This window comes from Photorhabdus akhurstii, from assembly GCF_019090985.1.
Taxonomy (GTDB): domain Bacteria; phylum Pseudomonadota; class Gammaproteobacteria; order Enterobacterales; family Enterobacteriaceae; genus Photorhabdus; species Photorhabdus akhurstii.
The window spans coordinates 5,322,191-5,345,243 of record NZ_CP020335.1 but is presented as its reverse complement, the minus strand read 5'-3'; the positions used below and the strand labels follow the sequence as shown (position 1 = coordinate 5,345,243).

Annotated in this window: 21 protein-coding genes; 20 read left to right on the top strand and 1 reads right to left on the bottom strand. The window is 42.0% G+C overall.

The features are described from left to right. The first annotated feature begins 6 nt into the window (after positions 1–6). From mutL to B0X70_RS22815, 20 genes are all read left to right on the top strand, one after another. Positions 7–1,908 carry a DNA mismatch repair endonuclease MutL gene (gene mutL, locus B0X70_RS22910; RefSeq protein ID WP_217470467.1) on the top strand — a complete coding sequence of 634 codons (1,902 nt, stop codon included), beginning with the start codon at positions 7–9 and terminating at the stop codon, positions 1,906–1,908. Then, positions 1,901–2,842, top strand: coding sequence for a tRNA (adenosine(37)-N6)-dimethylallyltransferase MiaA (miaA, locus tag B0X70_RS22905; RefSeq protein WP_217470466.1), 942 nt, complete (start codon positions 1,901–1,903; stop codon positions 2,840–2,842). Before mutL ends, miaA begins: the two co-directional genes overlap by 8 nt. 110 nt (positions 2,843–2,952) lie before the next feature. Continuing rightward, positions 2,953–3,261, top strand: coding sequence for an RNA chaperone Hfq (hfq, locus tag B0X70_RS22900; RefSeq protein WP_011148654.1), 309 nt, complete (start codon positions 2,953–2,955; stop codon positions 3,259–3,261). Positions 3,262–3,357: 96 nt separating this feature from the next. After that, positions 3,358–4,638 (top strand): ribosome rescue GTPase HflX, encoded by a 1,281-nt coding sequence (gene hflX / locus B0X70_RS22895; protein WP_036810071.1) that lies wholly within the window; start codon positions 3,358–3,360, stop codon positions 4,636–4,638. Between the two features lie 104 nt (positions 4,639–4,742). Beyond that, complete coding sequence (hflK, locus tag B0X70_RS22890; protein ID WP_217470465.1) at positions 4,743–5,963, top strand: FtsH protease activity modulator HflK; 1,221 nt, start codon at positions 4,743–4,745, stop codon at positions 5,961–5,963. A gap of 5 nt (positions 5,964–5,968) precedes the next feature. After that, on the top strand, positions 5,969–6,979 hold the full coding sequence (gene hflC / locus B0X70_RS22885; protein WP_036810077.1) for a protease modulator HflC: 1,011 nt from the start codon (positions 5,969–5,971) through the stop codon (positions 6,977–6,979). Positions 6,980–7,121: 142 nt separating this feature from the next. Beyond that, complete coding sequence (locus tag B0X70_RS22880) at positions 7,122–8,420, top strand: adenylosuccinate synthase (RefSeq protein ID WP_036810080.1); 1,299 nt, start codon at positions 7,122–7,124, stop codon at positions 8,418–8,420. A gap of 190 nt (positions 8,421–8,610) precedes the next feature. After that, positions 8,611–9,036: a nitric oxide-sensing transcriptional repressor NsrR gene (nsrR, locus tag B0X70_RS22875; RefSeq protein WP_036810084.1), complete on the top strand. Its 426-nt coding sequence runs from the start codon at positions 8,611–8,613 to the stop codon at positions 9,034–9,036. Positions 9,037–9,080: 44 nt separating this feature from the next. After that, positions 9,081–11,525, top strand: coding sequence for a ribonuclease R (gene rnr, locus B0X70_RS22870; protein WP_036810086.1), 2,445 nt, complete (start codon positions 9,081–9,083; stop codon positions 11,523–11,525). A 122-nt stretch (positions 11,526–11,647) separates the two neighbouring features. Beyond that, the gene (rlmB, locus tag B0X70_RS22865; protein ID WP_105397892.1) at positions 11,648–12,385 is read left to right on the top strand and encodes a 23S rRNA (guanosine(2251)-2'-O)-methyltransferase RlmB; all 738 of its coding nucleotides are present in this window, start codon (positions 11,648–11,650) and stop codon (positions 12,383–12,385) included. Positions 12,386–12,564: 179 nt separating this feature from the next. Continuing rightward, a complete protein-coding gene (rpsF, locus tag B0X70_RS22860) occupies positions 12,565–12,960 on the top strand; it encodes a 30S ribosomal protein S6 (protein WP_036776597.1) in 396 nt (131 codons plus the stop codon). A gap of 5 nt (positions 12,961–12,965) precedes the next feature. Next, positions 12,966–13,283 (top strand): primosomal replication protein N, encoded by a 318-nt coding sequence (priB, locus tag B0X70_RS22855; RefSeq protein ID WP_011148645.1) that lies wholly within the window; start codon positions 12,966–12,968, stop codon positions 13,281–13,283. Between the two features lie 4 nt (positions 13,284–13,287). Continuing rightward, complete coding sequence (rpsR, locus tag B0X70_RS22850) at positions 13,288–13,515, top strand: 30S ribosomal protein S18 (RefSeq protein WP_000135199.1); 228 nt, start codon at positions 13,288–13,290, stop codon at positions 13,513–13,515. A gap of 38 nt (positions 13,516–13,553) precedes the next feature. Further along, a complete protein-coding gene (gene rplI, locus B0X70_RS22845; protein ID WP_036810089.1) occupies positions 13,554–14,006 on the top strand; it encodes a 50S ribosomal protein L9 in 453 nt (150 codons plus the stop codon). A 681-nt stretch (positions 14,007–14,687) separates the two neighbouring features. Continuing rightward, the gene (locus B0X70_RS22840) at positions 14,688–15,875 is read left to right on the top strand and encodes a PLP-dependent cysteine synthase family protein (RefSeq protein ID WP_235319415.1); all 1,188 of its coding nucleotides are present in this window, start codon (positions 14,688–14,690) and stop codon (positions 15,873–15,875) included. After that, a complete protein-coding gene (gene argG, locus B0X70_RS22835) occupies positions 15,865–17,055 on the top strand; it encodes an argininosuccinate synthase (RefSeq protein WP_036776593.1) in 1,191 nt (396 codons plus the stop codon). The genes B0X70_RS22840 and argG overlap by 11 nt, the downstream gene beginning before the upstream one ends. Beyond that, positions 17,052–17,855, top strand: coding sequence for a dimethylarginine dimethylaminohydrolase family protein (locus B0X70_RS22830; protein ID WP_110085874.1), 804 nt, complete (start codon positions 17,052–17,054; stop codon positions 17,853–17,855). Before argG ends, B0X70_RS22830 begins: the two co-directional genes overlap by 4 nt. A 22-nt stretch (positions 17,856–17,877) precedes the next feature. Then, positions 17,878–19,575 (top strand): carbamoyltransferase family protein, encoded by a 1,698-nt coding sequence (locus tag B0X70_RS22825; protein WP_036776588.1) that lies wholly within the window; start codon positions 17,878–17,880, stop codon positions 19,573–19,575. Between the two features lie 123 nt (positions 19,576–19,698). Further along, positions 19,699–20,886: an MFS transporter gene (locus B0X70_RS22820; RefSeq protein ID WP_217470464.1), complete on the top strand. Its 1,188-nt coding sequence runs from the start codon at positions 19,699–19,701 to the stop codon at positions 20,884–20,886. A gap of 130 nt (positions 20,887–21,016) precedes the next feature. Next, positions 21,017–22,192 carry an ATP-grasp domain-containing protein gene (locus B0X70_RS22815; RefSeq protein ID WP_246593371.1) on the top strand — a complete coding sequence of 392 codons (1,176 nt, stop codon included), beginning with the start codon at positions 21,017–21,019 and terminating at the stop codon, positions 22,190–22,192. 36 nt (positions 22,193–22,228) lie between these two features. On the opposite strand, the gene B0X70_RS22810 is transcribed toward B0X70_RS22815, so the two are convergent. Beyond that, entirely contained in the window at positions 22,229–22,945 is a 717-nt protein-coding gene (locus tag B0X70_RS22810) for a helix-turn-helix domain-containing protein (protein WP_036776580.1), read from the bottom strand. Positions 22,946–23,053 lie beyond the last annotated feature (108 nt).

Sequence of the window (23,053 nt, the reverse complement as noted above, 5' to 3'; positions counted from 1 at the left end):
TTAAGTATGGCGATCAAGATCCTACCTCCTCAATTAGCAAACCAAATAGCGGCTGGCGAAGTCGTAGAACGCCCTGCATCAGTTGTAAAAGAGTTGGTGGAGAATAGCCTTGATGCTGGCGCTAGTCGTATTGATATTGAAATTGAGCGTGGTGGAGTAAAACTGATTCGTGTCCGTGATAATGGCTGTGGTATTAACCATCAGGATCTTGCGCTAGCGTTGGCTCGTCATGCTACCAGTAAGATCGCCACACTAGATGATTTGGAAGCCATTATTAGTATGGGATTCCGTGGGGAGGCGTTGGCGAGTATCAGCTCAGTTTCGCGTCTGACATTGACTTCCCGTACGGAAGAGCAGCATGAAGCTTGGCAAGCCTACGCGGAAGGGCGGGATATGGCGGTGACAGTGAAGCCGGCGGCACATCCGGTAGGCAGTACTGTCGAAGTGCTGGATCTGTTTTATAACACCCCTGCACGGCGCAAATTTCTGCGAACAGAAAAGACAGAATTTGGTCATATTGATGAAGTTGTCAGACGTATTGCACTGGCGCGCTTGGATGTATTGATCAATTTACATCATAACGGTAAGTTGGTGCGCCAATACCGGCCAGCGAAAGATGAATCACAGTATGAACGACGGTTGGCTTCCATTTGTGGCACCGCTTTTATGCAACGGGCTCTTTCTCTTTCCTGGCAGCATGACGATTTATCGATCAAAGGATGGGTTGTTGACCCGATGAATGCTGAGGCGAATGGAGATATTCAATATTGTTATGTAAACGGGCGTATGATGCGTGATCGCTTAATTAATCATGCTATCCGTCAAGCTTATCAAGATTTGCTCCGAGGAGAACAACAGCCTGCTTATGTTTTATATTTGGAGGTTGATCCGCATCAGGTGGATGTGAATGTGCATCCTGCGAAGCATGAAGTTCGCTTCCATCAAGCCCGTTTGGTACATGATTTTATCTATCAGGGTGTAACCGCCGTATTAAAACAGCGCGGAAGCGGCGCTGAATTGGATATAGCTTGCTGTGAGCCTGCGCCGGCATGGGAGCCGGAAAACCGTCCGTCAGCAGGGGAAAATCATTTTTCCCGGCAAAACAATGCTACACCTGCGGCAGCATCGTCACCAAAAGAGGTTTTGTCAAGTAAAGGGAGTGTTGGGGGCTTTCGCGGTGGTGAAAATCGCCAATATCATGGAGATCATTATCAGAAACGTCAGGGTGAGGTGTATCAGAAGCTGATGCAGTCTGTCCCTGAACCTGAAGGCAAAAGAGAGCTGTTTCCGGCAAGAATCGCTCCGGTTATGGCAGAAAAGGTTACTTCGGCTCCTGTTCAGGTTAAAAATAGCAGCCATAGTTTTGGTAAGGTATTGAGTATATATTCATCGTGCTATGCTCTGATTGAATCCCCATTGGGAATTGGGTTGTTATCTTTGCCGGTAGCTGAACGCTGGTTAAGGCGAGCACAGTTAACACCAACAGAGCAAGGGCTGAAATCACAGCCACTGTTGATACCGCTGAAACTCGTTCTTAGTAAAGAGGAAGCTGATGCTTTAAATCGTTATAGTGACTTATTAGGTTCTTTTGGTATTGATGCCTCTATATCTCATGGAAAAGCGACACTACGTGCGGTATCGTTACCATTACGTCAACAAAATCTGCCTAAATTAATTCCTGAGTTGCTAGGTTATTTAGCACAACAGCCATCAGCATCGGCAGAACAGATTGTAACTTGGCTTGCTTGTCATATCGGCAGTGAATATGAAACGTGGAATGTTGCGCAGGCGGTACAGTTATTAGCTGATGTTGAGCGTCTTTGCCCACAACTGGTAAAATCTCCACCAGATGGGTTATTACAATTAATTGATTTACAAGCAGTGGTGGCATCTCTTACTCATGAGTGATCAGAAGACTCAACATCTACCAACGGCAATTTTTGTTATGGGCCCGACGGCCTCAGGCAAAACAGCTTTATCTATCGCTTTACGCCAGCATCTTCCAGTGGAATTGATCAGCGTTGATTCTGCGCTGATTTATCGTGGAATGGATATTGGCACCGCCAAACCAACAACCGAAGAGCAAGCGTTGGCGCCTCATCGTTTAATCGATATTCTGGACCCTTCTCAACCTTATTCTGCTGCTGATTTCCGTCGCGATGCATTGAAGGAAATGGCAGAAATTACTGCCTCTGGCCGTATTCCTCTGTTGGTTGGAGGAACGATGCTCTATTTCAAGGCGTTACTTGAAGGTTTATCGCCTTTGCCTTCTGCTGATCCAGTTATTCGGGCGCAAATAGAGCAACAGGCGGCAGAACAGGGATGGGATGCATTGCATCAGCAATTACAGAAGATTGATCCGGTGGCGGCGTTAAGAATTCATCCTAATGATCCACAGAGGCTTTCTCGGGCACTGGAAGTTTTTCTTATTTCGGGTAAGACTCTCACTGAACTGACTGAATTGTCAGGAGAATCGCTGCTTTATCATGTTCATCAATTTGCTATTGCACCGGTGGAACGTGAGGTTCTTCATCAACGCATTGAAGCGCGTTTTCATCAAATGCTTGAATCAGGGTTTGAAGAGGAAGTTAAAGCACTTTATGCTCGTCATGATTTGCATGTGGATTTACCTTCTATTCGTTGTGTTGGTTATCGTCAGATGTGGTCTTATCTTTCCGGCGAAATTGACTACGATGAAATGATTTATCGCGGTATTTGTGCGACGCGCCAGTTGGCAAAGCGTCAGATAACTTGGCTCAGAGGTTGGAAGCCGGTTCATTGGTTGGATAGTTCTCAACCAGAGCAAGCTTTAAGCACAGTTATGCAGGTTGTTAGTGCATAGGTTTATTGATTGTGTACAATTGATGAGTACCAAAGCGCAATTTTTGAGTAGTTCATTTTTTCGAACCTTTAGGTTCTTAGTTAAAAACAACAAAATAAGGAAAATATAGAATGGCTAAGGGGCAATCTTTGCAAGATCCGTTCCTGAACGCATTGCGGCGTGAAAGGGTCCCGGTTTCTATTTATTTGGTCAACGGCATCAAATTGCAGGGTCAGATTGAATCTTTTGACCAGTTTGTCATTTTACTGAAAAATACGGTTAGCCAGATGGTTTATAAACATGCCATCTCTACTGTTGTACCTTCCCGCCCAGTTTCTCATCACAGTAGCAATACGAGTGTAGGGGCGAGCGTAGGTAATTATCATTCTGGTGGCGTTTCTGCTCCGGCAGCACAACAGGAAAGTGATGGCACTGAATAAGCTTGAGAGCGGTAATAGAATGAAGAAAAACATAGGTAGGGGGTTTTACCTATGTTTTTTCCTGTAGTTTTTTACTCAGCCTGAGAGGTCGCACCTTTGTTTGAACGTTATGAAGGCGGCGAACAAGCCGTTGTGGTGCATGTTTTTTTCTCGCAGGATAAAGACACAGATAATCTCAGTGAGTTTGAATCACTGGTAACTTCTGCTGGTGTAGTTCCTGTGCAAATTGTCACGGGGAGCAGGAAAGCCCCTCATCCAAAATATTTTGTTGGAGAAGGTAAGGCGGAAGAGATTGCTGAGGCGGTACAGGCTAGTGGTGCTGATGTTGTGTTGTTTAATCATGCACTCAGTCCTGCGCAGGAACGCAATCTTGAGCGGCTCTGTCAGTGTCGAGTGATCGACCGCACCGGCGTGATTCTGGATATTTTTGCCCAACGGGCGCGGACTCACGAAGGGAAGTTACAGGTAGAGTTGGCGCAGTTACGTCATCTTTCTACCCGTCTTGTCCGGGGATGGACTCACCTTGAACGTCAAAAAGGTGGGATTGGTCTGAGAGGACCGGGGGAAACGCAGCTTGAGACGGACCGGCGTTTATTACGGGATAAAATCCGTCAGATCCTGAGTCGTTTGACCCGGGTTGAGAAACAGCGTGAACAGGGGCGTCAAGCGCGAAATAAAGCGGATATACCGACGGTTTCATTGGTGGGATATACCAACGCCGGTAAATCGAGCTTGTTTAACCGCATGACGGCTGCTGAGGTTTATGCGGCTGATCAATTGTTCGCTACGCTGGACCCAACGTTGCGACGGATTGAAGTTGATGATGTTGGTACGGTGGTGCTGGCTGATACGGTTGGCTTTATTCGTCATCTGCCTCATGATCTGGTAGCGGCATTTAAAGCGACATTGCAAGAAACCCGGCAAGCAACATTGTTGCTGCATATTGTTGATGCTGCGGATAGCCGCATCGACGAAAATATTGCCGCTGTTGACAGCGTACTGGAAGAAATTGAAGCGCACCAAATTCCGGTACTGTTGGTGATGAATAAGATTGATATGCTGGAAAGCTTCACACCGCGTATTGATCGCAACGAAGATAACTTACCGGTTAGAGTTTGGTTATCTGCGCAAACCGGTGAAGGTATCCCGTTATTGTTACAAGCGTTAACGGAGCGTCTTTCGGGTGAAATTGCACACTACGAATTGCGTTTGCCGCCGGAAGCTGGTCGTTTACGCAGCCGCTTCTATCAACTGCAAGCAATAGAGAAAGAGTGGATAGAAGAGGACGGTAAAGTTGGTATCGAAGTGAGAATGCCGATTGTTGACTGGCGCCGTCTATGCAAACAAGAACAGGATTTGTTTGATTATGTTGTCTGATGTGCCTGTCAGGTGAATATCAGAAAACTTATGTGATTGAGAGTCGCTTGTTTATAAGAGGCTCTTGGCCTGAAAAACCAATCATAAAAGAATGGAGCTAAAACATGGCGTGGAATCAGCCCGGGAACAACGGACAAGACCGCGACCCGTGGGGGAGCAGCAATAATAGCGGCAATTCCGGCGGGAACAAAAGTGGTCGAAACCGTGGGGCATCTGATCTCGACGATCTGTTCCGTAAGCTGAGCAGTAAACTCGGGGGCTTTGGTGGGAACAAGGGCGGTAATGGTTCTGACCAAGGGGCAAAATTTGGCGGGCGTATTGTTAGCCTTGTCGCTGTTGCTGTCGTCGTGATCTGGGCCGCTAGCGGTTTTTATACGATTAAAGAAACAGAGCGTGGTGTTGTTACTCGTTTGGGTAAGTTTAACCATATTGTGCAGCCTGGTCTGAACTGGAAACCCACATTCATTGATGAAGTTGTTCCAGTTAATGTGGAATCTGTTCGTGAATTGGCAACCGCGGGCGTGATGCTGACATCAGATGAAAGTGTTGTTCGCGTGGAGATGAACGTACAGTATCGTGTGACTGATCCTGCCGCTTATCTTTACAGCGTGACAAGTCCTGATAATAGTTTGCGTCAGGCGACGGATAGCGCGGTACGTGGTGTTGTTGGTAAATATACGATGGATAAAATTTTGACGGCAAACCGTATGATTGTCCGTGATGACACTCAGCGTGAGTTGGAAAAGACGATTCTTCCGTATCGAATGGGAATAACCTTATTGGATGTTAACTTCCAGGCTGCTCGTCCTCCGGAAGAAGTTAAGGCCGCCTTTGACGATGTTATTGCTGCCCGTGAAAATGAACAGCAATCTATTCGTGAAGCGGAGGCTTATTCGAACGAGGTCTTGCCACGCGCGAAAGGTGATGCTCAACGTATTATTGAAGAGGCGAAAGCTTATAAGGCTCGCGTAGTATTAGAAGCGCAGGGGGAAGTGGCAGGCTTTGCCAAAATGCTGCCTAGGTATAAAGAGGCGCCTGAAATTACCCGTGAACGTCTGTACATTGAAACGATGGAAAAAGTGTTGAGTCGTACCCGCAAAGTTATTGTTAATGATCACAACAACAATTTGTTGGTATTGCCATTAGAGCAGATGTTACGTGGTGATGCTTCTGGTGTTAAAAAAGAGGGGACAGCTCAATCAGACAATATAGTCGCTTCTGAACCGCGGGTTACTCGTCCAACTTTGCCTTCAAATTCAGGCCGAGGAGCGAATTATAGCCGAACAGATAATCTGCGTAATGACATTATCAGGGTAGGGAGATAATAATCATGCGTAAGTCATTAATCTTTGTTGTTGCCGCGGCGTTAGTTGTCCTCTATGCCTCTATATTTATTGTGCAGGAAGGGCAGCGTGGTATCGTACTACGTTTTGGCAAGGTTCTGCGTGATGCTGGAAATAAACCGATTGTTTATGAGCCGGGGTTACATTTCAAAATACCTTTTGTTGAAGCGGTGAAAACTCTGGATGCTCGTATTCAGACTATGGATATTCAGGCAGACCGTTTCTTGACCAGTGAAAATAAGGACTTGATCGTTGATTCTTACCTGAAATGGCGGATTAACGATTTCAGTCGTTATTACCTGGCAACCGGTAATGGTGATATTTCTCAAGCAGAAGTATTGTTAAAGCGTAAATTCAGTGACCGTCTGCGTTCTGAAATTGGCCGTAAGGATGTGCGTGGGATCGTGACGGATTCCCGAGGTCAATTGACCACAGATGTTCGTGATGCGCTTAATAAAGGCACAACGGATAAGGAAACAGTGAGTGCAACTGAAGCGGATGACGCTATTGCATCGGCGGCGGCTCGTGTAGAGAGGGAAACGGCAGATAAACAACCTGCTATCAATCCAAATAGCATGGCGGCATTGGGTATTGAAGTTGTTGATGTGCGTATCAAACAGATCAATTTACCATTGGAAGTTTCAGAAGCGATTTACCAGCGTATGCGTGCTGAGCGTGAAGCGGTAGCTCGTCGTCATCGTTCTCAAGGTCTGGAAGAAGCAGAAAAACTGCGTGCAGCAGCAGATAAGCAAGTCATTGAAATACGGGCAGAAGCGGAGCGTGAAGCGCTTACATTGCGTGGTTCTGGTGACGCAGAAGCCGCTAAACTGTTTGCTGATACATTCAGTCAAGCGCCAGATTTCTATGCCTTTATCCGTAGCTTACGTGCTTACGAGAAAAGCTTTAGCGAAGACGGGAAAGATGTTCTGGTATTAAGCCCAGAAGCTGATTTCTTCCGCTATATGAAAGCACCTGAAAAGCGTGCAGTTCAGCACTAATAGAGGCTGAATCTATAGGCCCGCATCCGGCGGGCCTTATCATGTCTGGTGTCTAACAAAAATAACGGATGTGATAAAAATTACTGAAAGGTGTGGGATGAGATGTTAGAATCCATTTTTAAGCAACCGAGTGAATTTTGAAATGGGTAAGAACGTTGTCGTATTGGGCACCCAATGGGGTGACGAGGGCAAGGGCAAGATCGTCGACTTGCTGACTGAACGAGCTAAGTATGTTGTTCGTTATCAAGGGGGCCATAATGCTGGTCATACACTGGTTATCAACGGTGAAAAAACCGTTCTCCACTTAATCCCATCAGGGATCTTGCGTGAAAATGTTATCAGTATCATTGCAAACGGCGTCGTATTAGCGCCTGATGCGCTGATGAAAGAGATGAACGCGTTAGAATCCCGTGGTATTCCTGTTCGCGAGCGTCTGCTCATTTCAGAAGCTTGTCCACTTATTCTGCCATACCATGTTGCATTGGATAATGCCCGCGAGAAAGCGCGTGGTGCAAAAGCAATTGGTACAACCGGTCGTGGCATTGGTCCTGCGTATGAAGACAAAGTTGCTCGTCGTGGTCTGCGGGTTGGTGATTTATTTGATAAGGAAGCGTTCGCAGTTAAGCTGAAAGAAATTATCGAATATCACAATTTCCAATTGGTTAACTACTACAAAGAACCGGCGGTTGATTACCAGAAAACTCTGGATGAAATCATGGCGGTTGCCGATATTCTGACGGGTATGGTCGTCGATGTTTCTGATTTGTTGTATAAAGCAACTCAGAAAGGTGAATTGGTTATGTTCGAAGGTGCACAGGGCACGTTGTTGGATATTGACCACGGTACCTACCCATATGTGACCTCTTCCAACACGACGGCGGGTGGTGTTGCAACAGGTTCTGGTTTAGGTCCATGTTATGTTGATTATGTTTTGGGGATCATCAAAGCATACTCTACTCGTGTCGGCGCGGGTCCATTCCCAACTGAACTGTTTGATGAAACTGGCAGTTACTTGCGCGAAAAAGGTCAAGAGTTTGGTGCGACTACGGGGCGTAGCCGCCGTACTGGTTGGCTGGATATCATTGCCATCCGTCGTGCAGTACAGATCAACTCACTGTCAGGTTTCTGTATGACCAAATTAGACGTACTGGATGGTTTGAAAGAAGTAAAAATCTGTGTTGGTTACCGTATGCCTGATGGCAGTGTGATTGAAACGACACCTATGGCTGCGGATGACTGGGAAGGTATTGAGCCTGTTTATGAGACCATGCCTGGCTGGAGTGAAAGCACTTTCGGCGTGAAAGAGCATAGCAAATTGCCTCAAGCAGCATTGAACTATATCAAACGTGTAGAAGAGTTGACCGGCGTTCCAGTTGATATTATTTCTACGGGTCCGGATCGTTCAGAAACTATCATTCTGCGTGATCCGTTTGATGCCTGATGGTACCTATGATCGGGTAAAGCCGGGCTTTTCAGCCCGGTTTTTTGCTATTTATTGTGGCCTTTTTTGCTTAATGATTAGGGGATTAACATGATTTTGGCCGATTCATGGCATATAACTTGAACAAATGCTTATTTTTTCAGTTTGTTCTCGGATATATTAATTTATATCTTATTATCCAGAGGTTGATGTGCAGTTAACGAGTTTTACAGATTATGGCTTGCGTGCACTAATTTATATGGCTTCTTTACCGCAAAGCCGGATGACCAGTATTTCTGAAGTCACTGATATTTATGGTGTTTCTCGTAACCACATGGTAAAAATTATTAACCAATTGAGCCACTTAGGATTTGTGGCTGCGGTTCGTGGTAAAAACGGCGGTATCCGTTTAGGTAAGCCTGCGAAGGATATCAGAATTGGCGATGTTGTTCGCGCTCTTGAACCATTATCATTGGTTAACTGTGGTCAGGAATCTTGCCATATCACGTCTGCGTGTCGTCTGAAGGTAGTCTTAAATCAGGCAATAGAAAGGTTTTTAGAAGAGCTGGATAAGCATACTTTAGCTGATATGATTGAAGATAATATTCCCCTTTATAAGCTGCTTCTGACCGAATGAAGAAATGGCGCAAACAGCCTGCTGATGACAACGGAGGAACAGCCATGTCACAAGATCCTTTTTTGGGACGCGAAGCAGAAAAATACGAATCACCCATTCCAAGCCGCGAGTACATCTTAGACATTATCGCTAAACATACTGTACCGGTAAGTCGCCAGGAACTGGCGCAAGAACTGAATCTGATTAACGATGAAGATATTGAAGCGTTACGTCGTCGTTTACGAGCTATGGAACGGGATGGTCAACTGGTTTTCACTCGTCGCCAATGCTATGCCTTGCCGGAAAGATTAGATTTATTGAAAGGTACGGTTATTGGGCATAGAGATGGTTATGGTTTTCTGCGAGTAGAAGGCCGCAAAGATGATTTTTATCTCTCTGCTGAGCAATTAAAAATGGCTATTCATGGTGATGTTGTGCTGGCGCAACCATTGCCTCAGAATCGCAAAGGGCGTAATGAAGCGCGTATCGTTCGTGTATTGGAGCCTAAGACCAGCCAGATTGTCGGCCGCTATTTTCTTGACTCTGGTATGGGATTTGTCGTGCCGGATGATAGTCGTTTGAGCTTTGATATCCTGATCCCGAAGGATGAAAGCGGTGGTGCTCGCATGGGAAATGTGGTGGTGGTCGAGTTGATTACACGCCCGGCGCGCCGCACAAAAGCTGTCGGTAAAATAGTTGAAGTGTTGGGTGAAAAGATGGGAACGAATATGGCAGTAGAAATTGCCCTGCGTACTCATGAAATTCCCCACAATTGGCCGCCACAGGTGGAAAACCAGATTGCTTCTTTGGATGAACAGGTACCAGAATCGGCGAAAAAAGGCCGTGTTGATCTGCGTGCTTTGCCGTTGGTGACAATCGATGGTGAAGATGCCCGTGATTTTGATGATGCCGTTTATTGTGAAAGGAAGCGAAGTGGTGGTTGGCGTTTATGGGTTGCTATTGCTGATGTCAGTTATTATGTGCGCCCGCAAACCGCATTAGATACCGAAGCACGTAACCGGAGTAACTCGGTTTACTTCCCATCTCAGGTTGTCCCCATGTTGCCGGAGGTGCTTTCTAATGGCCTTTGTTCCCTGAATCCACAGGTTGATCGCCTTTGTATGGTGTGTGAGATGACGGTTTCAGCGCAGGGGCGATTATCATCTTATAAATTTTACGAAGCCGTCATGAATTCTCACGCCCGTCTGACATATACCAAAGTATGGCGTATGTTGCAGGGCGATGAAGAGCTGCGTGAGCACTACAGGCCACTGGTTCAGCATATTGAGCATTTACATGAGTTGTATCAGGCATTGGAAAATGCCCGAGAGCAACGTGGCGCAATCTCGTTTGAGTCAGAAGAGGCGAAATTTATCTTTAATGCTGAACGTCGTATCGAGCGAATTGAACCAATTGTTCGCAATGATGCTCATAAGCTGATTGAAGAGTGCATGATTCTGGCGAATATTGCTGCGGCGCGTTTCGTGGAAAAAAATGGCGAGCCAGTGCTTTACCGTATTCATGATCGGCCAAAAGAAGAGAGCATTGTTAACTTACGCTCGGTTTTCGGCGAATTAGGATTGACGTTGCCTGGTGGCATGCAACCAACACCAAAGGATTATGCGCAACTGATGCATCAAGTGGCTGAACGCCCGGATCATGAGCTATTGCAAACCTTATTATTGCGTTCAATGAAACAGGCAATTTATGATCCGGAAAACCGGGGTCACTTCGGTCTGTCATTAAATTCTTATGCGCATTTTACCTCACCTATCCGCCGTTACCCGGATCTGGTATTGCATCGGGCGATTAAATATCTGCTGGCGAAACAGCAAGGCATTGTTGAGCAAGGTGGAACACTGACCGGGGGGTGGCACAGCGATGTGGAACAGATGCTGCAACTGGGTCAACACTGCTCTATGACAGAGCGCCGCGCAGATGAAGCGACGAGAGACGTTGCCGATTGGCTTAAGTGTGATTTTATGCAAGATCAGGTGGGCAATACTTTTACTGGGATTATTACCAGTGTGACAGGTTTTGGTTTCTTTGTTCGCTTGAATGATCTGTTTATTGACGGCTTGGTGCATGTTTCCACATTGAGTAATGATTATTATCATTTCGATAATGTTGGCCAGCGTTTAGTGGGTGAATACTCGGGTAAAACTTTCCGGTTAGGGGATGAAGTTGAAATTCGTGTGGAAGCGGTTCATATGGATGAACGTAATATTGACTTTAAGCTGCTTTCTACCGCCAGAAAAGCCCGGAATGTAGGCAAAACAGCACGCGATAAAGCGAAAAAAGTAGAACTTGGTCGCGAAAGCAGTAATAAAAAAGGGCGTGGTTACCGTAAAGAGACCCACTTTGAGCCTGATGGCAGCGCTGTTCGTAAAAAGCGATCGGCGGATAAGCCTAAAGGGGAAAAGAAAAAGGGTAAGACGCTTTCTGCCAAGACTCAGAAAATTGCCGCTAAATTCAAAGCTAAACGGGCTAAGAAAAGCGCAGATAAATAATCAAAGGGCTATCCTGTTGCGGGATAGCCTAAATATTTTAATCTCCCACTGAATAGATGGAGCTTATCGCATAGGCTCACAGTATTTCGTCAGTGCTGTATGACAGTGAAAATAAGAAGATTATGAGTGAAATTATCTACGGTATTCATGCCGTTAAAGCCTTACTGGAGCGCGATCCTCAGCGTTTTATCGAAGTTTATGTCCTGAAAGGACGAGAAGATCGCCGCCTGACACCATTGATTCATGCGCTGGAAAGCATCGGGATGACTATCCAACTGGCAAATCGTCAGTGGCTGGATAATCAAACGGAAAGTGCGGTGCATCAGGGAATTATTGCTAAAGTGAAGCCGGGGCGTCAGTATCAAGAAAACGACCTGCCAGATTTACTGGCAAAAGTAGAAACCCCTTTCTTGTTGGTACTTGATGGTGTGACAGATCCCCATAATCTGGGGGCTTGTTTGCGTAGTGCTGATGCAGCAGGCGTACATGCTGTTATTGTGCCTCGTGACCGCTCCGCTCAGCTTAATGCCACGGCAAAGAAAGTGGCATGCGGTGCCGCGGAGAGCGTACCACTTATTCGTGTCACCAACCTTGCCCGTACTTTGCGTTTATTGCAGGAGTACAATATTTGGGTGGTAGGTACAGCAGGCGAAGCTGACCATACGCTACATCAGAGCAAACTAACGGGTCCTATGGCGTTAGTGATGGGAGCGGAAGGGGAAGGGATGCGTCGACTGACTCGCGAACACTGTGATGAATTGATTAGCATCCCAATGGCGGGTTCTGTCTCATCGTTGAATGTGTCTGTTGCTACCGGAATTTGCCTGTTTGAAGCGGTGCGTCAGCGCGGCTCGTTGTAACTCACTTATCTGACATTATGAAACAAAAGTGTTTTTGCATTGTTCATTCCTTGAGTTTTTGATGTAGGGTAGGTATAGTTACGCGTCAATTTTTCAGCCGCACTTAAACAAGTTCCTTGCCTCCACGGGCCGCGGTTGACCCTGACAGGAGGCTGAATAATCCGTAAGGAGCAATTCTAATGCGTCATTACGAAATCGTTTTTATGGTCCATCCTGACCAAAGCGAACAGGTTCCGGGCATGATCGAGCGTTACAGTGCGACTATCGCTAACGCGCAAGGTCAGATTCACCGTCTGGAAGACTGGGGCCGCCGTCAACTGGCTTACCCAATTAACAAACTGCACAAAGCTCACTACGTTCTGATGAACGTTGAAGCGCCGCAGGAAGTGATTGATGAGCTGGAAACTAACTTCCGCTTCAACGATGCCGTTATCCGCAGCATGATTATGCGCGTTAAGCACGCGGTAACTGAAGCATCTCCAATGGTTAAAGCCAAAGATGAACGTCGCAGCCGTGACTACTCTCTGGAAGACGCCAATATGGATGCTGAAGAAGCTGGGGATTCTGAAGAGTAATAACTGTGACAACGAATCGTTTGGTGCTTTCTGGCACAGTGTGCAAAGTCCCCATTCGAAAAGTCAGTCCTGCCGGCATTCCTCATTGCCAGTTTGTGCTTGAGCACCGTTCACAGCAACAGGAAGCCGGTCTGAGCAGGCAAGCATGGTGCAGAATGCCCGTTATTGCCAGCGGACAATTGTTACAAGTTTTAACTCACAGTATAACGGTCGGCAGTCGATTAACCGTTTCAGGATTCATTAGTTGCCATCAAGGTCGCAATGGTCTTAACAAACTGGTTCTTCATGCCGAGCAGATTGAATTGATAGATTCTGGAGACTAGCCAAATGGCACGTTATTTCCGTCGTCGCAAGTTCTGCCGTTTCACCGCGGAAGGCGTTCAAGAGATTGATTATAAAGACATCGCTACGCTGAAAAACTACATCACCGAAAGCGGTAAAATTGTACCAAGCCGTATCACTGGCACCCGTGCAAAATACCAGCGTCAGCTCGCTCGTGCTATCAAGCGCGCGCGCTACCTGTCTTTGTTGCCTTACACTGATCGTCATCAGTAATCGGCACAGTCCATTAACGACTCTGAGAGGATAAGGTAATGCAAATTATTCTGCTTGATAAAGTAGCAAACCTGGGTAGCCTGGGTGATCAAGTTAACGTTAAACCGGGTTATGCCCGTAACTACTTAGTACCACAGGGCAAAGCTGTTCCTGCAACTAAGAAAAACATCGAATTCTTCGAAGCACGCCGCGCTGAACTGGAAGCTAAACTGGCTGACGTTCTGGCAGCAGCACAGGCTCGCGCTGAGAAAATCAATGCACTGGGTTCCGTTACCATCGCTTCTAAAGCGGGTGATGAAGGTAAACTGTTCGGTTCTGTCGGTACTCGTGATATCGCTGATGCAGTTACTGCCGCAGGCGTTGAAGTTTCTAAGAGCGAAGTGCGTCTGCCTAATGGCGTTCTGCGTACTACTGGTGAACACGAAGTTAATTTCCAGGTACACAGCGATGTATTCGCTAAATTGAACGTTAACATTGTTGCTGAAGCTTAATCCCTGATTAACTGATGCTAACAAGTAAAAAACGCTGGCAATGCCGGCGTTTTTTATTGCCTCGACTGACTATTCTCTCGCTAGTCCATAAGATTTTTGTCGATAATTCCCAGTAATTGGGTATTAATCTGATTTATTTTACATTTATTTCCCTTATTTTGTCGTTTATAGAATCATAGTTTCTCTTGCTTATTCTTCTATAATATTGTCTTTTTTCTGTTTTTATCATTGTTGATTTTGCATTTTTTATAGCAAAAATATTATTCATTATCAGATTATTATCTATAAATAATCCAATTCGTATTTCTTATTATCAGATAATATCGTTATTGTTAATTCTGTTGTGATATGAGAATTTTTTATTGCATATTTTGATATATATACGTATAAATCTGGTTAATTACATGTATGATTATTTCATAATAATTAGAAATATATTCTTATATAGTCACGGTTATTTGTCATTATAATAATTTATTTCATATGAGTTTATATAAGAATATTTAATGATGATAATATATATCCTTATTATTGAACGATAATATCAAAAATTTATATGAGATTTTATTGATATAACTGTCAGAGTTGACAGTAGACTTTTAAGTGTAATTTTATAATTATCATTTTTGTTAATTAACCCTTGTGTGAGAACACAAATGAATACGCTTGTTGTTAATAGGCATGAAGTTATTCTCCATAGTTATTTATAAAGTGAATGGTTTCATTAATAAATTAATAGATACACTAGATATTGAATTGATTTACTTATTTATTAATAAAAATACCTTATCATCATTATATGTTCTTCATATTAACCCGGACATAAGGGATAAAACTGGTATGAAACTAGGTAAAAACATATTACAAACTATAGGTAATACTCCAGTAGTTATGTTGAATGGTAGATACACTAAAGGTATTAATGTCTTTCTCAAAATGGAGAATATTAACCCCAGTGGGAGTATTAAAGATCGCATTGCGGCTGCAATGTTGGAAAGGGCAGAGGCTCAGGGAGAATTAAGACCAGGCATGGTGGTTATTGAACCATCATCGGGCAATACGGCAATTGGTTTGGCAATGGCGTGTGCTGTTAAAGGTTATCGATTTATTGCTGTCTTGGACCGTATGGTACCGGCAGCGAAGCGCGATAAAATAAAAGCATTTGGTGCGGAAATCATTTTCCTGCCAGAATTTGAAGCGGGAACGGATACTGTCAAATATCGTATTGATTTAACTAGAGAGATTATAAAAGCCTATCCGAATGCGTTTAGCCCCATGCAATTTGAAAATCAGGTTAATCCTGATGAACATTATCATTCCACGGGGCGTGAGTTGTATGAAACTTTTGGCAATAATTTGACTGCTTGTTTTGCGACGGCAGGCAGTTGTGGAACACTTACCGGGATTTCCCGTTATTTGAAAGAGAAAAATCCACAGGTGCGAATTTATGGTGTTGAACCGGTTGGATCAGTTATTTTCGGTGGTGAACAAGGGAAATATCTAGTACAGGGCGCGGGACTGACGTTTATACCTTCTATTCTGGAGCGTAACAACATCGATATTACCTTGAAGGTTGCAGATATTGATGCATTTCGGATAGCAAGAAAATTAGCTAGAAATGAAGGTATTTTAATTGGTGGAACGGGAGGTTGTGCGGTAAGCGCAGCATTAAATCACTTGGATGATTTTAAACCTGGAGATAATATTGTTGTCATTATTCCTGATAGTGGAGAACGTTATATCGACACAATTTATAATGATACTTGGTTATTTGAAAATAATTTCTCAGAATTAGTTGAGGAAAGTAAAGTAGAACCTCAGCTAGAAGAAATTATTACAAACATGGGGTGCGTATTAAATGAGTTCTGATCGTGTTTTGGTGATTTACTATAATCGCCTCTATAATCCTCTTATCATAAGAAGTCTTAAATCTAAGTATAAAGAGGTGATTGCTCTTTATATTGATGAAGGACAGGTAAGAGACATTGAAGATATTGAACTGGAATGCATGGTTGCGGGCGCTGATAAATTTATCTATAAAGATTATCGGGCGCAATATGCTGAACACTTCCTGACAAAAGCGATAAAAGCGAATGCTATTTATCAAAATGGTTATTTTCTCAGTGCTGCACTTTCCCGGCCTGCGATTGCGGAGGCGGCAGTTGAAGTAGCCAATGAGCTCAATATTGATTATATTGCTCATCAATTCAGAGGTAATGATCAAGTCAGAATGGATATGAATATAGAAATTCTGAATAAAATACCTATTGCTTCGTTGAGAGATTTTAAATACGACGAAAGTGTCGTAAATAGTTATGCTATGAATTATGGTATTCCTCAAGAATTTGGTTGTAATAACCCTTATTCTACCAGTGAAAATATATGGGGATTCAGTGTCGAATGTGGACCATTGGCAGAGCCAGAAATGTTAATTCCTGAAGATGTCAAAGAGAAATTATTTGAGGATGCACTATCAGCCACTGAGCCAATATTTTTGTCATTAGGTTTTGAGAATGGCATACCGATATCGATCGACGGCGAGAAAAAATCATTATATGAAATTATTGAAATATTAAATAAAATTGGTAAAAAACAGTCAATTGGCATTTTTGATATTGTTGAAGATGGCATTGTCGGTTTGAAAACACGCGCAATTTATCAATCACCTGCTGCACATATCTTAATTACCGCTCATCGTGATTTGGAATGTTACTGTAGTAATCGTAACGAGAATTGGTTCAAAGAGATAATCGATAAAAAATGGGTTGAATTAGTTTATTCTGGGCTTTGGTATGATCCTTTATTAACTCATTTAAACCATTTTATTGATAGCATGAATCAACATGTCAATGGTGAGATTAAGCTTGAATTAGGCTATAAATATGCCAACGTTTGTTCCCGCACTTCAAAGACAACTATCTATGATGATAATTTAGCAATATATAATTGTGGGCATTTATATAGTCAAAACGATGCAGAGGGATTCGCAAAAATATTTAATATCCATACTAAGCAAAGTGCTAAATCTAAGATGAGGCAAATATTATGATTAAAGAATTATTAATGTGTAAACCGGATTTCTACGATATTGAATACGTTATTAATGATTGGATGGACCCTAATAATAGAGTCAATAAAAAACTAGCACAGCAACAATGGGATTTTCTTTATGAACGGTTGACTGAACGTGGCATCACTATTCGCACTATTGATCCTGTTAATGGTTTGCCTGATATGACTTTCTCAGGTGATTGCGGTATGGTGCATAATAATAAATTCCTTGCTAGTAATTTCCGGCACGCTGAACGCCAAGGGGAAAGCCAGTATTATATCGATTACCTGGAAAATCTAGGTTATGAGATACATCGTGTTGATGAAGGTATCTATTTTGAAGGGCTTGGAGATGTTATCTATTGGGAAAATGATATCATATTTGGTTATGGCCCTCGCTCAGATAAAGAAGCAATAAATAAGATTCAGAAAGTCTATCCAGAACTTAAAGTTAAAGGTGAACTGCATATTCAGGATAAAACTTTCTTTCATGTAGCTCTGGCATTCTCATTTATTGACAAAGATACAGTTGTTTACTATCCAGAAGCATTTACTAAAGAGAGCCAAAATTATATTATTGAAACATTTGAGCGCCGGATCTCAATATCAGAACATGACGCTAAAGAATTATTTGTCTGTAATAATATCCCAATAGGTAAAGATATTCTCATGCATGATTGTTCTATAGAGGTTGAGCATCAATTAAATAATTATGGTTACAATGTGGTTAAATGTGATATGAGTGAATTCTTAAAGAGTGGTGGTAGTCTTCGCTGCTTAGTATTAAAAATTAAATAATTATATGGGAGGATAATTAGCTATGTATATTTTAGGTATAAATTCAGTTTACCATGAGTCAGCAGTTTGCTTATTAAAAGATGGAGAAACTATCTTTGCCATTGAAGAAGAGCGTTTAAATAGAAGAAAACACGGAAAACCAGCAAATATTGATAATCCCGATGAATTGCCATTGGCTTCTATTGAAGTTGCATTAGACTTTGCGGGTATTAGCTTGGAAGATGTGAGTCATATTGGGTTTTCTATCGATCCGATAGAACGAAGAAAATCAATCTTTATTGATGAAGCCACCCATGAAGGAAGTTGGGGAAGTGTCTCGGGTGAATCTATTTTCTATCGTAAAACTACTTCAGTACCAGAAATTTTACAATCAATGGGATTCCGTGGTCAATTTCATTGGGTTCCGCATCACACAGCACATGCGGCATCTGCTTATTTTGTTTCGCCATTTGATAAAGCGTTAACCTTATCGCTTGATGGTGTTGGAGAGGATAATACCGCAGGGGTATATCTGGGCAATGGTAATAGTTTGGAAAAAATTAAAACCATTGAATACCCTCATTCAATTGGTTTTATGTGGGAGAAACTGGCAGAATTCCTGGGTTTCTCTGTATACGATGCCTGCAAGGTAATGGGAATGTCTGCTTATGGTAAGCCTGAAGGTTTTATGCCGGCGTTCCAGCAATTCGTCAAAATTTATGAGAAAGGTGAGTTTACGATCGATAACTCCATTCTCAATTTCCGCAGCCAAGATTTTTCTCACTTAGAATCCCTGTTTGGTATTGCGAAGAGAGTGCCAGGTGGTGAAGTTGCGCAGGAATATTATGATATCGCCGCTTCTCTCCAGCAAATAACTGATGAAATCGTGCTAAATATGGCTCGTCATTATTTGCAGGAAACAGCAACGAATAAGCTCTGTCTTGCGGGTGGTGTGGCGTTAAACTGCATTACGAATAAGCGACTATATGAAGAGTTGGATATCGAAGATATCTTTGTTCAGCCTGCCGCACATGACGGCGGGACGGCTACTGGTGCCGCACTATTTATCTGGCATCAGATTCTTGGAAATAATCAACGCTATCCTCTGACTCATACCTATTGGGGTCTGGGATATAGTGAAGATGATTACCAACGTAGCTTGAAAGCGCATGGTTTGGACTGGACATATGAAGAGAATATTCATGAAGTCGTCGCAGACTTGCTGGCCGAAAATAATGTCGTTGGTTGGTTCCAAGGGAGGATGGAATTTGGGCCGCGGGCATTAGGTAATCGTAGTTTATTGGCCGATCCGAGAAATAAAGATATTCGGGATTTAATGAATCGTAAAGTTAAACATCGTGAAATGTTTAGACCATTTGCGCCTAGTGTATTGCGTCAACATGTTGCTGATTGGTTCCATGTTCGGAAAGAATTACCGGAAGCTGCAAAATATATGTTGTTAGCGATGGATGCTAAAGTGGATCAGGCATCGAAAATTCCGGCAGTGGTTCACGAAGATGGTACTGCTAGAGTTCAGGTGGTAGATAGTGCATCAAATCCAGATTATGCCCTGTTGATTGAGGCATTTTATCGGAAAACCGGTGTTCCTTTGTTGCTGAACACCTCTTATAACGATAGTGAGCCGATCGTTTGTTCTCCTGATGATGCCATTAAAACTTTCATGAAAACAAATATTGATTATTTAGTTTTGGGGAATTATTTGATTAAATCTGTTCATTAATTATTGCAAGTAAAAATCTATCCCAGTAGGCATAATTGATGGAATCAGTTTGAGTCTTGCTCAGAGCCGAATTGATAAATAAAATGGCCTATTGGGATAGATAATAAGGTTGAGGTAATATTAATGATACATAGGATCATATTGGCTCGCTTTTTTTCTGTTTTTTCAGAAGCATTTGTTATGTTCGCTGTGCCTGTATTAGTATATACCTCAACTAATAGTGCTTCACTTTCATCTTTTGCTTTTGGGCTTGAGCGGCTATTCAGGGTGATTTCACTCCCTATTTCTGGTTGGATGGGCGACAGGATACATACGTTGGTTATGTTATTCCTGAGTGATATTCTTCGATCATTAGTTTGCTTATTTCTTTTTATTCTTTCATTTATATATTCTGATAATAGCATCGTATATATCATTATTCCTCTCTCATGTGTTTTATCCTTTTTTAGTGGGGCGGGATATGTCAACCTTGAAGGTTTTGTCTCTAAAAACATAAGTGTAATAGAATTACCTTCTGTTAACTCTCGTTTACAGTTTGTTGAACAGTTTACCTATATTGCAGCCCCGGCGGTTGTCGGTTTGCTGGTTTATAAATTTAGTGTTTATGCGGTATTTGCATTTGCATTTTTTCCTTTTCTGATTAGTAGCTTGATATGGTTTCAGCTACAAAGGAAAAACCAGATTGAAGAACACGCTAATAGAGAAGGTTATAATCTGCCGGCCATTTTTAAATTCTTGATGGGAAACCCATCCTTGTTACGCGTCATTGGCCTGACATTTCTGATGAATGTGATGCAAGGTGCTATTCTGTCAACGGCAGTTTATGTTATCACCAGCGTTTTTTCACAGCCAGAGGGGAGTTATGCTCAACTTTTGGCTTATGCGGGGTTGGTGAATTGTTGTGTATTTTTTATTGCGCCAAAATTATGCCGAGTTTTTGATGTGCGTATCGTTGGTGTAACGGCTTTTCTGATTGCTTTATGTGGTTTGACACTATTTGCTACTGGGCCGTTATTTGTGGTTTACACATTAGGTTTCTTACTGGTCATTGGTGCGGAAGGTTGTTTTAATCTTTTTTCCCGATCTTATCGAGCAAGTCTTATTCCGAAGCAGCGTTTTTCTCAGTATCTTGGTGTGGTGCTAGTTTTGAATCAATTAGCGATACCTTTAACTAGTTTCATTTGTGCTAATTTATTGAACTATTTTTCCTACAATAGTATTTATCTGATATTCTCTGCATTTGTTTTATTGATGTTTTTCATTATTAATCCTTATCGTTCGCTTAAATTTAATCTGCATAATAGTCAATAATGGAGGAAATATGAGTTCAAAAAAATATTTGTTAGTGCTTGATTATCTTCCGGCAAGGCTGAGTGAAATCGTTAATATTCGTGACTATATTCGATATCATTACTCCCTTGAGATGGTGATTATTAGCGATATGTTGTCCGGTGAAGAGAAAGGTATCACACCATTTGTTTATCATATTCCTGTACGAACAGAAAATTATGTTGATAGTGTGATGGCAGTTCTTAATGAACTTAATATGACATGTGCGGCTATTCTCCCCTTTATGGATGCGGTATCTGGGTATGCGGCTGTTATCGCGAAAAAATTAAACGTTTATGGTGATGATCCCGAATTAAGTTTTGCAGGTATTGAAAAATATCAATTCCGCCAACAAGAAACTCGGATATTACCACTGCTTGCGGCACAACATATTAAGACACCTCGATATACTTTTATTAATGAGATTAAAGAATTAGAAGAATTTTATGACTCTGTTCCGTATGGTGTGATTATTAAGCCTAATTGTGGTCGAGCAAATATAGGAGTGGTTGCGGTTAAAGATAGAAGTAAAATCCCAACGGCTTTTGTTCAATCTGTTGAGCAATCAGGCGGTAATCAAGTTCTTGCAGAAGAGCTTATTATTTTCGATACAGAATATTCTTATGATGGTATTGGCTGTATGGCGTTTTTAACGCAAAAAGTTTCTCAGAAAGGGGAATATCCTGTTGAAATAGGGCAAATAGTACCGGCGCAATGTGATGGCGGAAATACGATTGCATTACATAAAGCAGGGCAGGCAATGAATCTGATCTCAGGGCAAACTCTTGGTGCATTCCATAATGAGATTAAGCAGGAGAGTAAAACGGGAGAAACTTTTCTGGTTGAAACTAATCGTAGACCTGCGGGTATGCGTATTTGGGATATGGCTAACCGGGTATATGGTATAAATTTACAGGAAATTTGGGTTGACCATTTAGTCAAAGGATTTAGTGATCGGATGATATTGCCTGAAGCGAAGGGGAGAGCATTTTTGATTAATTTGCTGGCAGGTAAAGATGGAAAGATTAATGATAAATTCGATAAAACAGAAATTAATGAAATATTACTAGCATCTATTGATAATATTCTAAGTAAATTATATTACGAAATTATTGCAATAAAAATTAATTTAGAGAAGAATTCATTAGTTTACGAAACACCAAAAAGCAATAATGATTTCTGTGGTTACGTTTGTGTGCATATTAATGATGAGCACGTCAAATGTGAATCCCTGATGAATGAAATTAATGATGCATGGAGGGATATATTGTCTAATTATATTTTGTAATTTCGTATGGGTAGAGCCTTATTTCGGCTCTAATTGTTATATAATTAGATTATATGCTATTGCTTTAGCAACTGCCGCGACTTTATTGGGAACCACTAATTTCTCCATGATATTGTTAATGTGGAAATTAACTGTTCTTGTCGAAATATCCAGTATATCGGCTATTTCAGCAGAAGTTTTTCCTTCACAAGTCCATCTTATGACTTCAACCTCTCTGGTAGAGAGAGTTGGAACAATGATCTTATCCTTTTTGTTTTTTAGATTATTGAATGTTTTTATGCATTCATTCGCCAATATGCCTAACATTCCTGCTTTATTAAGTATTTCATTGTGGGAAATGGTGCCTTCTTTTCTGGCAACTGAAAAAATTGACCTTTCTCCATGATAACCTTTAATTTTGATTGAAAGACTATTTTTAACTTCATTTTTATTTGGATTTGATTTTTCAATCATAAAATCAGCGTTTTCTGATATTTTATCATTACAAATTGACGGAATAGAGAAAGTGTAATCGCCATTCATTAACTGGTCGCTGTCGTGATTATTATCTTGATTATAATTATTTGCATTTTCTATATTTAAGTTGGTTATTAGGACATATTTTTTAGTCGTGAATGGGTATTTTTCTTCCTGATAAATTGAGTAGAATTCAAAACCCAGATAATTTATCGCGTTTAACAGCTTCTTTTCTAATTCTGGCATGGTTTTGGATTTTTTAATTTCAGATGAAATCTCATTAAATAATGTATTCATAAGATTTTCCTCGTCGTATAATATTTGCAATAAAATTAATTTTATATAAAAAATATTTCATTCATATAATCAATTATAAGTAAAAATATATAAAAATTGAATTTTTAT

Excerpts from the sequence above, each read along its gene's own strand:
- mutL (WP_217470467.1), top strand. The coding sequence starts at position 7 with ATGGCGATCAAGATCCTACCTCCTCAATTAGCAAACCAAATAGCGGCT.
- miaA (WP_217470466.1), top strand. The coding sequence starts at position 1,901 with ATGAGTGATCAGAAGACTCAACATCTACCAACGGCAATTTTTGTTATG.
- hfq (WP_011148654.1), top strand. The coding sequence starts at position 2,953 with ATGGCTAAGGGGCAATCTTTGCAAGATCCGTTCCTGAACGCATTGCGG.
- hflK (WP_217470465.1), top strand. The coding sequence starts at position 4,743 with ATGGCGTGGAATCAGCCCGGGAACAACGGACAAGACCGCGACCCGTGG.
- hflC (WP_036810077.1), top strand. The coding sequence starts at position 5,969 with ATGCGTAAGTCATTAATCTTTGTTGTTGCCGCGGCGTTAGTTGTCCTC.
- B0X70_RS22880 (WP_036810080.1), top strand. The coding sequence starts at position 7,122 with ATGGGTAAGAACGTTGTCGTATTGGGCACCCAATGGGGTGACGAGGGC.
- rnr (WP_036810086.1), top strand. The coding sequence starts at position 9,081 with ATGTCACAAGATCCTTTTTTGGGACGCGAAGCAGAAAAATACGAATCA.
- rlmB (WP_105397892.1), top strand. The coding sequence starts at position 11,648 with ATGAGTGAAATTATCTACGGTATTCATGCCGTTAAAGCCTTACTGGAG.
- rpsF (WP_036776597.1), top strand. The coding sequence starts at position 12,565 with ATGCGTCATTACGAAATCGTTTTTATGGTCCATCCTGACCAAAGCGAA.
- rpsR (WP_000135199.1), top strand. The coding sequence starts at position 13,288 with ATGGCACGTTATTTCCGTCGTCGCAAGTTCTGCCGTTTCACCGCGGAA.
- rplI (WP_036810089.1), top strand. The coding sequence starts at position 13,554 with ATGCAAATTATTCTGCTTGATAAAGTAGCAAACCTGGGTAGCCTGGGT.
- B0X70_RS22840 (WP_235319415.1), top strand. The coding sequence starts at position 14,688 with ATGAAGTTATTCTCCATAGTTATTTATAAAGTGAATGGTTTCATTAAT.
- argG (WP_036776593.1), top strand. The coding sequence starts at position 15,865 with ATGAGTTCTGATCGTGTTTTGGTGATTTACTATAATCGCCTCTATAAT.
- B0X70_RS22830 (WP_110085874.1), top strand. The coding sequence starts at position 17,052 with ATGATTAAAGAATTATTAATGTGTAAACCGGATTTCTACGATATTGAA.
- B0X70_RS22825 (WP_036776588.1), top strand. The coding sequence starts at position 17,878 with ATGTATATTTTAGGTATAAATTCAGTTTACCATGAGTCAGCAGTTTGC.
- B0X70_RS22820 (WP_217470464.1), top strand. The coding sequence starts at position 19,699 with ATGATACATAGGATCATATTGGCTCGCTTTTTTTCTGTTTTTTCAGAA.
- B0X70_RS22815 (WP_246593371.1), top strand. The coding sequence starts at position 21,017 with ATGTTGTCCGGTGAAGAGAAAGGTATCACACCATTTGTTTATCATATT.
- B0X70_RS22810 (WP_036776580.1), bottom strand. The coding sequence starts at position 22,945 with ATGAATACATTATTTAATGAGATTTCATCTGAAATTAAAAAATCCAAA.